Below are 13,679 nucleotides of genomic sequence, written 5' to 3' on the forward strand. Positions count from 1 at the left end.
TTTAACCGCCGGCTTCGGCTACCTCCCGGAAGAAAGCTTCCGGGTCGTCGACCTCGGTCAGCCGCCGTTTCTCGATCCGCCAGAAGCGGTTGCCAACCGCGCGGATGAAGGAGCGGTCGTGCGAGGCAAGCAGGCAGCTCGCCTGATGTTCCAGCAATTCCGCTTCCAGCGCCTCCTGGCCATCAATATCGAGGTGGTTGGTCGGCTCGTCGAGCAAATAGAAGTTGGGATTGGCGAGCCTCAGCGCCAGCATCATCAGCCGCGCCTTTTGCCCACCGGACAGCACGCCGATCCTTCGCTCCTGCATGTCGATGCTGACGCCGGCGCCCGCGAGCAGCGAGCGGGCGCGCTGCTCGCCGACGTCGAATTTGCGCGAGAGCATCGCCAGCGGCGTGTCATCGCCGTCGATGCCGGACAGCGCCTGGTCGCTATGACCGAGCACGGTCGACGGTGTCACCTTCAGGCTTTGCGCCGCCGTTTCCGGCTCGACGATGGCGTTCCGGATCAGGCCGATCAGCCGTGATTTGCCGACGCCGTTACGGCCGAGCAGGACGATGCGGTCGCCTTGGCAGATGTGGCGCTTGCCGGTGCTGAACAGAACCGTGCCGTCAGGTGTTCCGACCACCAACTCGTCGAGCGTGATCAGCACCTTGGCATGGCTGCCGCGGTTGGCAAGCTTGATCGCGCCCGCCGACTTTTCGCGGTGTGCCGGCGCTGCCGCTTCTTCCAGGCGCTCTGCCCGCTGGTTGAGCTGCTTGGTCTTGACCGTCAAAAGGTCGCTGCCGGAATTGATGCCGATATTGTTGAGCTTGGCCGCTTGCCGGCGCAGCTGCTGCGCCACTTTCATGTCGCGCTGGAACTTGCGTTCGGTCGAGGCGTCGACCTCGTCCAGCGCAAGCCTCGCCCGCGAATAGGGCAGCGAAAACACCGGTGATTGTTCGGGACGCAGGAACAGCGTGCGGTTGGTCGTGGCATCGAGGAACGCCCTGTCATGGCTGGCGATCACCACCGGCACCTCGCGCGGCAGCGCGTTCAGCCAGGTCTCGAGCTGGCTGATCTTGCCGAGGTCGAGATGGTTGGTCGGCTCGTCGAGAAGCAGGACGTCGGGATCGGTGACCCAGACGCGGGCGATCAGCGCCAGCCTTTGCCAGCCGCCGCTCAGCGCCTGCATTGGCCGCCCGCGCATCGGTTCTGGCACGTCAAGCGAGTCAAGAACCACATCGACGCGCCATTGTTCGCTTTCGACCTGTCCGGCCGGCAAGGCATCAGCGACCACCTGCTGGAAGCTGCGCCCGGCCAGCGCTGCCGGGACGACTTGCTCGACATAGCCGACGCGCAGGCCGCGCGTACGGGTGATGTCGCCTGATGTCGGCTCCATCTCGCCGGTCAGGCACTTCAGCAAAGTGGATTTGCCGCGCCCATTGGCGGCGACGATGCCGAGCCGGTCGCCGGTGCCGATGGTGAGGTCGAGGTTGGAAAACAGCGGCGCATTCAGGGTGACGCCGAGGGATTTGAGGCTGATCAGGGCCATTTTGATTTCTCTGGTCTTGCCGGAGCCCGGCTCAATGCACTTTGACGGTGCACGTGCCAGCCATTAGGCTCGGCATTGCGCACCACGAAGGGCAGACCAAAAAATCGAAGCGGGGAAAAACCCGGACCGTCCCTGGTCAGCCCTGCAAGCTAGCTCGCAGGGCAAAGACAGGGCCGCGCTGACGGTGGTGAGAAAATAACACGCAGCCCTCCTTTCAAGACGTTCGAGTTGTAGAAACTGGCTACACCAAGGCTAGGGCCGATGGCAAGTGGATAGGCTCCCCCTTCTCCACTTGTGGGAGAAGGTGGCCGCGAAGCGGTCGGATGAGGGGTGCTCCAGCTTGGCACCGACGGCGATCCGTCCAGCACCCCTCAACCGTCTCGGCGCTGCGCGCCGATCCACCTTCTCCCCCAAGGGGAGAAGGGAAGCTCGCTAGCGTCCCGGGCGCCCCGTCTTGCCGGGGCGGCGCTTTTCACGGCGGGCGTCGGCCGGGTCTTCGTAGGAGCCGATACCACTGCGCTGGCGGACAATGGGTTTGGCGGAATCGTTGCGTTCCTTTGCGCCCCCCTCTGCCCTGCCGCGCATCTCCCCCACACGGGGGGAGATCGGCTGTGGTTTCGCTGGCACCTTTCCTTCGACCGGCTTTTCCGTCCGCCGCACGGTCATCTCGTCGAGCGAGTTCTTCTTGAATAGCGGCTTGGTCGGTTCGCCCGGGATGCCGAAGTCGGAGCCGTGCGCCTCTTCGGCCGACTGCTTCTTGAACAGCGAACGCGACACTGCGCCGGCCGGGGTCGGCATATCCGTGCCCGGCCCCATGGCGTCGAGCGAGGGCTTCGAAAACAGCGGCTTCTTCACCGGCACGGCGCCGTCGGCGCCCATCTCGTCGAGTGCCGGCTTGCGGAAGAGGTTGGGCCGGGCCGCCTCTTCGGCCGAACGTGCCTCGTCGAGCTTGCGGAAACGCTCCTGTTCCTCCGATGTACGGTGTTTGGCCACGCCCTTGTTGTGCTTGCCCTTTTCGCGGCCCGAGACCGGGCTTTCCATGTCGGCATATTTGGCCAGCGGATCGTCGGAGATGGACAGCTCCATCTCGCGCAGCCGCTTGATCTCGTCGCGGATACGGGCGGCCTTCTCGAAATCGAGGTTGGCGGCGGCGTCGCGCATCTGCTTGTCCAGGGCGTCGAGATGCGCTTTCAGATTGTTGCCCATCATCGCGCCGGCGCTGTCGGTGAACTGCGAAATGTCGGCGCGGACATGGTCCTTCTCGTAGACCGAGTCCAGGATGTCCGAAATGCGCGACTTGACCGATTCCGGGGTGATGCCGTTGGCCGCGTTCCACTCCATCTGCTTTTCGCGACGGCGGTTGGTCTCGGCCATTGCCCGCTCCATCGAGCCGGTGATCTGGTCGGCATAGAGGATGACCTTGCCGTCGACGTTTCTGGCGGCGCGGCCGATCGTCTGGATCAGCGATGTCTCGGAGCGCAGGAAACCTTCCTTGTCGGCATCGAGAATGGCGACGAAGCCGCATTCGGGAATGTCGAGGCCTTCGCGCAGCAGGTTGATGCCGACCAGCACGTCGAAGGCGCCGAGGCGCAGGTCGCGCAGGATCTCGATGCGCTCCAGCGTGTCGATGTCGGAGTGCATGTAGCGCACGCGTATGCCTTGCTCATGCAGATATTCGGTCAAATCCTCGGCCATGCGCTTGGTCAGCACGGTGACCAGCGTGCGGTAGCCGGCCTTCGTGGTTTCGCGGATTTCGCCGACGACGTCGTCGACCTGCGTCTTGGCCGGGCGTACTTCGACCGGCGGGTCGATGAGGCCGGTCGGGCGGATGACCTGCTCGGCGAAGACGCCGCCGGACTGCTCCATCTCCCAGGCGCCGGGCGTCGCCGAAACCGCGACGGAGAGCGGGCGCATGGCGTCCCACTCCTCGAAGCGCAGCGGCCGGTTGTCCATGCAGGACGGCAGGCGGAAACCATACTCGGCCAGCGTCGCCTTGCGACGAAAGTCGCCGCGATACATGCCGCCGATCTGCGGTATGGTGACGTGACTTTCGTCGACGAAGACCAGCGCATTGTCGGGTATGTATTCGAACAAGGTTGGAGGCGGATCGCCCGGCTGGCGGCCGGTCAGATAGCGCGAATAGTTCTCGATGCCGGCGCAGGACCCGGTCGCCTCCAGCATCTCCAGGTCGAAGCGGGTGCGCTGCTCAAGCCGCTGCGCCTCAAGCAGGCGGCCAGCCTTTTCAAGCTCTTGCAGGCGATACTTCAGTTCTTCCTTGATCGACTTGATGGCTTGATTCAAGGTCGGGCGCGGTGTGACATAGTGCGAATTGGCGTAGATCTTGACGCTCTTCAGCTCGCCGGTCTTCTGGCCGGTCAGCGGATCGAACTCGGTGATCGCCTCGATCTCGTCGCCGAACAGCGAGATGCGCCAGGCGCGGTCCTCGAGATGGGCCGGGAAGATCTCGATCGTGTCGCCGCGCACCCGGAACGAGCCGCGGACGAAGTTGATGTCCTGGCGCTTGTATTGCTGGGCGACGAGGTCGGCGAGCAACGCGCGCTGGTCGAGCCGGTCGCCGATCTGCATCTGGAAGGTCATCGCCGTATAGGTCTCGACCGAGCCGATACCGTAGATGCAGGACACCGAGGCGACGATGATGACGTCGTCGCGCTCAAGCAGCGAACGCGTCGCCGAATGGCGCATGCGGTCGATCTGCTCGTTGATCGAGGATTCCTTCTCGATGTAGGTGTCGGTCCGTGGCACATAGGCCTCCGGCTGGTAATAGTCGTAGTAGCTGACGAAATACTCGACGGCGTTTTCCGGGAAGAATTTCTTGAATTCGGAATAGAGCTGCGCGGCCAACGTCTTGTTGGGCGCCAGGATCAGAGCGGGGCGCTGCGTCTCCTCGATCACCTTGGCCATGGTGAAGGTCTTGCCCGAGCCGGTGACGCCGAGCAGCACCTGGGTACGGTCGTTGCTGGTGACCCCCTCGACGAGATCCTTGATCGCCGTCGGCTGGTCGCCGGCCGGCTCGAAATCCGAAACCATCCTGATGGCGATGCCACCTTCGGATTTCTCCGGCCGGGCAGGGCGGTGCGGTGTCCACAGCACGCCGTCCTTGTGCAGCGGATTGCCGGATTCGATCAGCGCCGACAGTGCCGCGACGGTGGCAGTGACGCCGCCCGAGGCCATGGTCTCGGCCTCTTCCAGGGAGACATCGAGGCCGGCGACGGGATTGAGACCGGCCGCGGTACGCTCCCGCGCCGAAGCCGCGCCGCCCATCGAGGTGCCGCGTGCCGTACGGCCGGGGGAAGAGGAGCGCTCGGGGATTTTCTTGGCAGACTTGGCGCCTTCCCTCCCCCTCGAGGGGAGGGTGGCGGCGGAGCCGCCGGGTGGGGTCGGTGCGGCAGTGCTCGGCGACCCTTGATGCCGAGCGCTTCCTTTGCCGACCCCCTCTGTCGCCTTCGGCGACATCTCCCCCTCGAGGGGGGAGATTTGACGCCCTTCCTTCTCGGCTTCCTGCTCGATCTGTTCGGCCCAGTCGGCGATCGAGCCGGTCAGCGGCGCGCCGGTGAACTCGGCCTGCGGCGCCTCGGCAAAGCCGCCCTTGTACAGGGGCTCCGACGCATCGAGGAAATCGGTCAGCGGACTGCGCCGCTTGGGCGGCGAAGCGCGCTCGTCATTCGCCGGCGGCGGCGTTTTCTTGTCGGAGAGTCTGGCCATGGCCCCGAATATGGGAGGTATCGGCCAAAATGGAAAGAGCGGAGTGGTGAAGGGTGCCGCGCGCAATTTGGCTGCTGACAGCAGGCTGTCAGGAGCAACGTCGAAGTGCGCCGCTCAATTAAACCAAAGCGCGAACGTCAGAAACCCGGCGCCGCCGAACTGGCGCTGGATCTGGTTGAACTCCTCGCTGGTGAGAGTCTTGCCGCGCTCGAGATAGGGCGCGATGGCCGGGCCGGTGATCGACAGCACCAGGTCGAAGGTTTTTGGCTCATCAAAGAAGCGCTTCATGTTGATGCCTTTGTCGGCGATGCGGAAATGCGGCAGCAAGGTGCGGCCTTCCAGAAGATCCTCGGCCATATCAAGGGCGGCGAGCCAGGCCTGTACCTGCTGCTCACCAACTTCGAGACCGGTCAGCGGGCTGGTGCCTTTCTGCTGCGGCCCAGGCACCCATTCGCGGTCATTGTCGGTTTCGGCGCGGATGGCTTTCCAGTCCTCGCGCGACAGCCGGATCATTTCCATGAGATGGCGGCGTGCCGCTTGCCGGCGCTCAGGCTCGACCACTTGCCAGTTGATGAGATGCACCAGGGAGATGAAATCGGCGAGACGCCATTCGGACGACAACATGCCGCCGCCCATGCCACCGTCCAGCGGCACGAGCGTGTCCTGCAGTGGCAGTTTTGCGCGCGGGAACAGCATGTGGAAGGAGCCGTCGAACGTGTTTCTGAAATCATGCGCCAGCCAGAAGTCGGCCTGCTCCATCAGGAACTCGGCATAGCCCTGCAGCCAATAGCCGTCGGCGCGGTCGAAGCGGAAGGTGAGGGCGGGTGCGGCCGCGTCTGGCGCACCACCGCCGCGTGACAGAGACGCCATGATCGCGGCGGCGCTCTCGTCCGGCGCGATCGTGCCGTCCTCGTTGACGTCGATGCCGAGACGGGTGAGGTCGATGACCATGCCGATGTCGGCGTCGGGGGGTACCGAACCGAGCGTGGCTGCGGATTTCTCCAGCCGGTCGCGGAAGGCGACGAGAATGGCGCGGAATTGTTCGTAGGTCAGCGGCTCGGGATTGGCATTGTCCGGCACCGGCAGCCGCATCAGCGGCAGCATGAAGGATTGCGGGCTGTCGAAACCGTGGCGGTGCAGGCCGCCGGCCAGGATCTCCAGCGCGGTGAAGAATTCGCCGGCGCCGGCGGCGTAGGCGGCTGCCGGATCGCCTGGCGCGGCGGCTTCCAGAGCGGCAAGAGCGCTGTCGCGTTCGGCTACGATTTTTGCCTCGAACAGGGCCGCCGCTTCGGGAGCCGCGGCGCTGGGTGAAGCCAGCGGCAGGAGAAGAATGATGGCGCACGCCACCAGCCTGGAAAAACGCGTCATCGTGATCGCCCCTTTGTCGCTCCGCAGTGGATCATACACGCATTTGGTTCGCTGCGCCTGTGGCCTGCGGTTCACCCACAACAGTCGACGCTTCAATCAATCCGGCGGACGGTCTACACAAGGCAAACGATTGGGCGTCGCGTGTCGAACTATCCGCTTTCCTACAAACTGTCGTGGCTGCCGCGTTTTCTCCGGCCTTCGCTCAATGGCGACGCGCGCGGCTTTGCTCCGGCGGCCGCAGCCCTGCTCGAACCACTGCCGGCGCGGACGGTGCGGCTGGCTTTCGTCGGCGATATCTCGGCGGTGGCCAATCGCCGCGCGCCAGACTGCGATCCGGCGATTGCGGCACTGCTTGCCTCGGCCGATCTGGTGGTCGGCAATTGCGAAAGCCCGGTGGTGGAGCGGCCGAGCGCTGTTTGGGGCACCAGGCTCGGCACGCACCACGCGATGAGCGAGCGGTTCCTTGCCGAGGCGCTGGCCGCCGCCGGCATTTCGCGTGAAAAACTGGTGCTGTCGCTGGCCAACAACCATGTGCTCGACCAGGGTATTGCCGGCTTCGACGAGACCGTCGCCGCGCTGGAGCAATTAGGCATCCGCACGATCGGCAGTGCGGCTCCGGTCGAGCGGTTTGCGGTTGGTTCGCTGACCATAGGCCTTGCCGCCTTTACCTTGTGGCGCAATACCGACGAGGCTCAGTTGGCGGGCCGAGTCTCGATGCAACCCGATCCGACGCAATGGCCGCACGCTGCCGCTTCGGGTGTCGACCTCCTCTGCGCGGTGCCGCATTGGGATTGGGAATTCCGGCATTTTCCACGTGCGAAGACGCGGGCAATGGCGCGACTTCTGGCCGAACATGGCGTCGGCCTGGTCGCCGGGCATCATGCCCATGTCGTGCAGCCGATCGAGCGGATCGGCAAGACGCTCGTCGCCTATGGGCTCGGCGATTTCATCGGCACCGCCTTCGCGCGCCAGCCATGGCCCGGCCGCATCGGCGCCATTCTCGTCGTCGACATCAGCGACGATCCCGGCACGCGCGGGGCCATTGCCGCCTACCGGCTGCATGCCTTCATGCGGCTGCGCGCCGGCGATCACGAGCGGCTGATGCCGGTTGAAACGCTGGCGGGAAAATCCAGGCAAAGGGTTCTGGCCCGCCTCGATGCGATCTTCGGTGCCGGGCGCTGACAGCAGCGCTGACGCGGTCCACCAAACCGGCTATCATGCCCAACGCGGGCGGGCTTGTGGGGCGGGTGGGTGATGGAAACTGCGGATTTCATGCCGAGCGAAGCGGTGATCGCCGGCCTCAGGAAGGACATCGAGGCCTACGAGGCGCAAAGGGCTTCGGCATATCGCCGGACGCACTGGCGGGTGCCACTTTTCATCGGATCGGTGGTTGTCTTCGTGGCGCTGGTGGCCTGGCTCTTCAACGGGGTTGCCGACCCCAACGAGCAGTGGTTCTCGACCCCGCATGTGTTCCTCTATATCGGCGGGTTCCTGGCGGCGATCCTGCTCTATCTCCAGGCGATCAGGCCAGCGCGCAAATTGCAGCAGACGTTCCGCAACAGTTTGCTGCCGATCGTCTTCGGCTTCATCCAGGACGTGCGCTATCAGCATGGCGTAACGCCGAACTCCTTCGATCGGCTGCCGCGCGAGACGATTGGCGTGTTCAACCGTTCGTATTTCGAGGACGTCGTCTCCGGTCGGTATGAAGGCTTTGCGTTCGAGCTCTACGAGGTGACGCTGCTGGAGAGGAACGGCAAGACCACATCTCAGGCGTTCAAGGGCGTCATTATCGCGTTCGACACCATTGCGCCGTTCCCGGGAATCTTGGTGGCGGCGCGCCGTGCCAATATGGTGGTAGGTTTCTTCCGAGGCATGTTCGGCAGCAAGACGGAACAATTGTCATGCGGCCTACCCGAACTCGACGCCGCCTACGAGTTCCACACCGACAACATCGAAGCGGCGCGGCCGCTGGTGACCGGCCGGCTGGCGCAGGCGCTCGAATGGCTTGGCGAAACATGGCCGAAGGAACCGGCACGCGTCGCGCTCAACGGCAGCGACGGCTTTCTGCTGCTTCCGCAGACGAAGAACTTCTTCGAACTGCCGGACATCTCTGTGCCGCTCGACTATGCCAAGCATGTTGCGCCGATGATCGCCGACATGGCCACGATCCTGGCGACCGCGGCACTGGTCCGCAAGATCGGCGTGAAGGATGTAGAAGCCGGTTGAACTAGAATTCAGCCGTCAGCAATCGAAGCCATAGTTCTGGCGATAATAGTCGGCGTCTTCCTTCGACATTTTTTTGAAGAGAACGCAGACAGTGAAACTTCCCACCCGGCGGCCGTTCTTCATGTAGCCCCAGTCGGAAATATCGTCCCGGCTGAATTCGATCTCCTGGCCTGCCACGACGTTGTGCACGGTCTGCGGCTCGTTGTCCAAGGTTCCTGCAAATCCGGCCGCCGTCCGGTGGAAGGGAAAGACCCAGAAATGTTCAGTGGCGTCCCCGTCCCTGACCACGACTTTCAATTGGAAGTCGGCCGTTCCGGATGGCGGTGCGTCGGCCAATACCAGGAAGTCGTCGAGGCTGGCACGCGCCTGCTCGATAGCGGCCGCCATCTCCGGATCGTCGCCAGCTACGCTGACGACCTTGTCGTCGCCTTGACCAGGAGTCTGCGCGTCGGCTGATGCCGGAGCAAACGCAAGCAACAGGGCAAGCGCGATACGGGCTGCAAGCTTCATGATGCGACTGCTTTCGACATTTTCGCCAGACAAACCGGATCATCGTTCGCCGAACGTCTGATTGGCAACTGGTTTTTGTCTCCATCAGGCGCTATTCCTGGGGCAGTGGGGTGGGGTTATGGTCGAAGAACGCAAGGGGTTTCGCCTGTCGCGGCGGCTGCTGCTGGGTACAACCGTGGTCGGCGGCGCGATGCTCTGGGGCGGCACGACCGTGGCGCGGCTGGCGCGCGGTCCGTCGGGGCAGAAGAATTCCGGGCGCATCGCCGACATTGACGGCATCGACCTGGCGCAGAAGCCGCTGGAGGGCCCGCCAGCCTACGATCCGGCGCTGCCATGGCTGACCAAAGGCGGCAACATCAACGATGCCAGCGGCCTGTCGATGACACCGGTCTACGGCGTTATCGAAGTCAGCAAGGAAGACCACATCGCGAGCGCGCTGGCCTTTGCCCGCGCCAATAGCCTGAAGGTCTCGGTCGCGGCGGTGCGCCATTCGATGAGCGGCCACGCCTTCGACGACAACGCGCTGGTCCTCGACATGCGTAAATTCAACAAGCTCAGTATCGACCCGGCTGCAAAGACGATGACCTTGCAGCCGGGCGCGCGCTGGCACGACATCCAGAACCTTTTGCACCCGCGCTTCGCGGTGAAGGCGATGCAGTCGACCGACATCTTTTCGGTCGGCGGCTCGCTGTCGGTCAACGCGCATGGCATGGACCACCAGGCCGGCTCGGTCGCCGGCTCGATCCGATCGATGCGGGTGATGCTGGCGGACGGTTCGGTGACGACCTGCTCACCGGCCGAAAATACCGAGCTGTTCCGCCACGTCGTCGGCGGCTACGGCCTGTTCGGCGTGGTGCTGGAGGCGACACTCGACATCGTCGACAACGCCGTCTACCGGACCTCGCGCGAGATCATCAAATCGGACGATTTCCCGACGTTCTTCGCCGAGGTTCTGGAGCCAAACAGGGCGATCGGTCTGTTTTATGGGCATCTGTCGACTGCGCCGGGCAATTTCCTCGAGGATATGATCGTCTACCGCTATGATAAGGTCGCCGACCAGCCGCCGGCCGACCAGCCGGCAATCGGTGAACCGGGTTCGGTCGGGCTCAAGCGGGTGATCATCAACCTGGCGAAATGGGGCAGCCTGTTCCAGGAGCTGAAATGGTTCACCGAAAAGACGCTGGAGCCGCAATTCGAGAGCTGCACGGTGGCGCGGACGACGGCAATGGGCGAGGGCGAGGCCTGCCTCGTCACGCGCAACAATCCGATGCACGATTCAGTGCCCTATCTGTTCAACGATCTGCTCGACGAGACCGACATCCTGCACGAGTATTTCATCCCGCGGGCGGCCTATAACCCGTTCATCGCGGAAGCGCGCGAGATCCTGCGCAACCAGACCCTGCCGGTGCTCAACGCGTCGGTACGCATCGTCCACAAGGAGGATGTGGCGCTGAATTATGCGCCGGAGCCGGCCTATTCGCTGGTGCTCTACATCAATCAGCCGACAGACACCGACGGCAATGCCAGGATGCGGACGCTGACAAGGGCGCTGATCGACGTGACGATCAAGCATGGCGGGCGTTTTTTCCTGCCCTACCAGCTCCACTACACAGGCAAGGAACTGCTTGCCTCCTATCCGGAACTGCCGTCCTTCCTGACGAAGAAGCTGCAATACGATCCGGGCGAGCTGTTTTCGTCGATTTTTTATCGCGCCGTCAAGGCACTGATCGGCACGGCCTGAAGCGGCGGCTACAGACCGTCAGGCAGCTTCGCCGCCAGCCAGTTCGCCGAACGCCTGGCGAAGCCGATTGTTGCCGATGCGGCGCGGCCGAGATCGGTCTTGACCACGGCGTACCCGGTCTTCGTGCGATAGAGCAGGGCGCTGCCGCCATCGACCGCCGCTTCGTAGGCGACCGGCCGGACGGCTTCTGTTTCCGTCGCGGTCACTTGCGTTCCGACCGCTGCACTGGGCCGATGGCTCAGTTCCGGTGGCAGCGGGTCTGTCGCGGCCGTACTGGCCGTCGTCAATTCAGGCTCGGAAGCGGTCGCAGCGAGCTGCGATGACGAAGACGAGTTCTGTGTCCGGCAGATGCCGGAGACCAGCGGATAGTCGAAATTGCGCTCGTGCAGCATCTGGCTTTTCATCGCCGCTTCGCATTCGGCGATGGTCGACCATTTGGCGGGCGTCTCGCCGATATATTCGCAAAGCCTGGCGTCGCAATCGCAGCCGACGATGGTCATGGCGACAAGGGCGGTCTTGATCACGGTCTTGTCCCTCCGAGTTGCCTGGCACATGTGCGCAAGACAACGTGTCTACGGCATCATCAATCGTTGCGGAACAAGGCGGGATTTGGCCGCGATTGTGGAATGAGCGTGGCGGAGCATCACGCAACGTCCTGCCGAGGCCGGCTGTGACCGAAAGGCCTCAGTAATCGTAGACATGCTCGAGCCTGGCGCCCGCCGTCATCAGCGCCGGCAGCACGATGTGCAGCTTGCGCACGGCGACGGTCAGGCCGGTGCGGCGCGTCGAAGGTTGCGCCGGAAGCGGGTAGCTGAACAAGGTGCGTGCACCTTCGGGAACATTGATCTCGTCATTGGAAAGCATGGTGACCATGATCTCGTCATTGCCGCCGATCTCGACGAAGGAGACGCCCTTGCCGATCAGGCGCGGGATCATGTCGGTGAACACCTGATAGCGTCTGGTGACGAAGATCGCGCCGTCGGCGCCGAGATCGCGCTCCAGCAAGGTGTCGGGTTCGTTGCGCGTCATCTCGCCGACCGGACCCTTGGCCCAGACGTGAATGTCGAGCAAGGCGGGATCGGTGGTGGCGGCGAGCGCCGACTTGATCAGATCGGCATAGCCCTGCTTGATCGTGTCGGCGAGGCCGAAGGCGAGCTTGCGTTCGCCGGTACGGACGGCGCTGTCGTCCGCTGCCGGCTGGACGGCAAACAGGCCGGCACGCTTTTCGGCATAGGGAAACTGGTACCACGGCACCTGGTCGAGAAAACCGGCATAATCGGCCGCCACCTTGGCCTGGTAGATGTCGACGGCGGTGCGCTTGCCGGCTGTCGCTTCGGTGACGCGGCCGATCGTATTTTCATAGGCCCACTGGATGGCGTGCTCGATCGTGTGGCTGGTGCCGATGATCATCAGCATCTGGTGGTTGTCGAGGTTGAACTTGTAGGTAGAACTGGCGCGGATGACCATCGCATAGTCCTGCCAGAAGCGGCCGATATAGGAGAGATAGGGAAAACCGCTCGGCTGGTTCTTGTCGACGAAGCCGGCATATTCGCGGGCGGCGTAGACGATGGCCCATTCCGGATAGGTAAGAAAGGTCGATTCCTCCGGCCGCTGGTAGCCGGGGATCTCGGCACGGATCTTGTCGGCCAGCGCCTTTGGCGGGGCACCCTCGGCGACGCCCGGCAATGGCGTTGTGTCCAGCGACGGCGTCGTGAGAAAGCCGTAGGCCAGCCCGGCGATCGGGATCAACACGACAATGACGACGAGCCAGAGGATCGCCTTGATGATGCGCTTCAGCCAGCGGAACAGGAACATGGCCGGTCAGGCCGTGGCGAAATGGTCGTACACACGTTTCGACAGCCAGAACCCGACGTAGACGGCGAAGCCGCCGATGACGATGTGCGGCAGGTTGGCGAAGAAGCGGGCTGGGAATTCGATGTCGCTCAGGGAGCGGAAGCCGTTGATGAAAATGCCCCCATCGAGGCAGCCGGAACCGGTGACCAGGCCGAGCACGCCGTCGAACAGATAGACCGAGCCGAACAGCTTGAAATAGAACACCGCCTGGCGGTGCGAGATGAAGGCGGCGGCCAGCGCCCAGACGCCGGAGAAGGCGTGCAGCAAATCGTCGTACCATTGCAGCGAGAACAGGCCGAACAGATTGCCGCCGGCGTCGTTGAAAGCCGGCACATAGCCGATGGCAACAACGCCGAAGAACAGGAAAGCATAGGCAACAGCAAGCTTCTGGATGAGCGTCATGAAATGTCCCCCTGCCGTCAGCCCCTTTAAACGGCCCCCGACGACAAATGGATAGTAGCTGATTTTGGCGCAGCGTGAAGCGTCGCCGGCAAAATCGTCAGGCGGGGCCACAAAGACAGTCGGCGCCGGGATTTCTCCCAGCGCCTCCCTGTCAGATCAGGACACGGTCGCGGCAGCAACTCCCGAAAGATGTCGCGCCATGCCGGCCTTGATTTTGACGGTCCTGCCAGTCGCCACCCGAGGGCAGCGTCCGTTCCGGACCACGCCGGTCTCCACTCTTGCGAGCTTTGCCCAGCGCGCCATCGAAGGTTTTTGCCGTCCTTC

10 protein-coding genes are annotated in these 13,679 nt (G+C 63.7%); 3 read left to right on the top strand and 7 right to left on the bottom strand.

The window, feature by feature from the left end:
• Nucleotide 1: 1 nt before the first annotated feature.
• The 3 genes from NKI72_RS16760 to NKI72_RS16770 all read right to left on the bottom strand — a co-directional run bounded on the left by NKI72_RS16760 (nucleotide 2) and on the right by NKI72_RS16770 (nucleotide 6,622).
• Nucleotides 2-1,531, bottom strand: a complete 1,530-nt coding sequence (locus NKI72_RS16760; protein ID WP_352850322.1) for an ABC-F family ATP-binding cassette domain-containing protein — start codon at nucleotides 1,529-1,531, stop codon at nucleotides 2-4.
• 432 nt (nucleotides 1,532-1,963) lie between these two features.
• A complete protein-coding gene (uvrB, locus tag NKI72_RS16765) occupies nucleotides 1,964-5,254 on the bottom strand; it encodes an excinuclease ABC subunit UvrB (protein ID WP_352850323.1) in 3,291 nt (1,096 codons plus the stop codon).
• A 114-nt stretch (nucleotides 5,255-5,368) separates the two neighbouring features.
• The gene (locus NKI72_RS16770) at nucleotides 5,369-6,622 is read right to left on the bottom strand and encodes a hypothetical protein (RefSeq protein WP_352850324.1); all 1,254 of its coding nucleotides are present in this window, start codon (nucleotides 6,620-6,622) and stop codon (nucleotides 5,369-5,371) included.
• Nucleotides 6,623-6,763: 141 nt separating this feature from the next.
• Here NKI72_RS16770 and NKI72_RS16775 point away from each other — a divergent pair, with 141 nt between their 5' ends.
• Nucleotides 6,764-7,804: a CapA family protein gene (locus tag NKI72_RS16775; RefSeq protein ID WP_352850326.1), complete on the top strand. Its 1,041-nt coding sequence runs from the start codon at nucleotides 6,764-6,766 to the stop codon at nucleotides 7,802-7,804.
• Between the two features lie 72 nt (nucleotides 7,805-7,876).
• Nucleotides 7,877-8,848: a hypothetical protein gene (locus NKI72_RS16780; protein ID WP_352850328.1), complete on the top strand. Its 972-nt coding sequence runs from the start codon at nucleotides 7,877-7,879 to the stop codon at nucleotides 8,846-8,848.
• Between the two features lie 15 nt (nucleotides 8,849-8,863).
• Here the strand turns inward: NKI72_RS16780 and NKI72_RS16785 are convergent, their stop codons facing one another.
• On the bottom strand, nucleotides 8,864-9,358 hold the full coding sequence (locus NKI72_RS16785) for a YegJ family protein (RefSeq protein WP_352469768.1): 495 nt from the start codon (nucleotides 9,356-9,358) through the stop codon (nucleotides 8,864-8,866).
• A 118-nt stretch (nucleotides 9,359-9,476) separates the two neighbouring features.
• Between NKI72_RS16785 and NKI72_RS16790 the strand changes: the two genes are divergently transcribed.
• Nucleotides 9,477-11,099, top strand: coding sequence for an FAD-binding protein (locus tag NKI72_RS16790; protein WP_352850330.1), 1,623 nt, complete (start codon nucleotides 9,477-9,479; stop codon nucleotides 11,097-11,099).
• Between the two features lie 8 nt (nucleotides 11,100-11,107).
• On the opposite strand, the gene NKI72_RS16795 is transcribed toward NKI72_RS16790, so the two are convergent.
• From NKI72_RS16795 to NKI72_RS16805, 3 genes are all read right to left on the bottom strand, one after another.
• Nucleotides 11,108-11,623, bottom strand: coding sequence for a hypothetical protein (locus NKI72_RS16795; protein ID WP_352850331.1), 516 nt, complete (start codon nucleotides 11,621-11,623; stop codon nucleotides 11,108-11,110).
• Nucleotides 11,624-11,783: 160 nt separating this feature from the next.
• Nucleotides 11,784-12,914: a hypothetical protein gene (locus NKI72_RS16800; protein WP_352850332.1), complete on the bottom strand. Its 1,131-nt coding sequence runs from the start codon at nucleotides 12,912-12,914 to the stop codon at nucleotides 11,784-11,786.
• A 6-nt stretch (nucleotides 12,915-12,920) separates the two neighbouring features.
• A complete protein-coding gene (locus NKI72_RS16805; RefSeq protein ID WP_352683499.1) occupies nucleotides 12,921-13,355 on the bottom strand; it encodes a hypothetical protein in 435 nt (144 codons plus the stop codon).
• Nucleotides 13,356-13,679 lie beyond the last annotated feature (324 nt).

Origin of the sequence: Mesorhizobium sp. M0437 (genome assembly GCF_040321335.1) — a bacterium.
Lineage (GTDB): Bacteria > Pseudomonadota > Alphaproteobacteria > Rhizobiales > Rhizobiaceae > Mesorhizobium.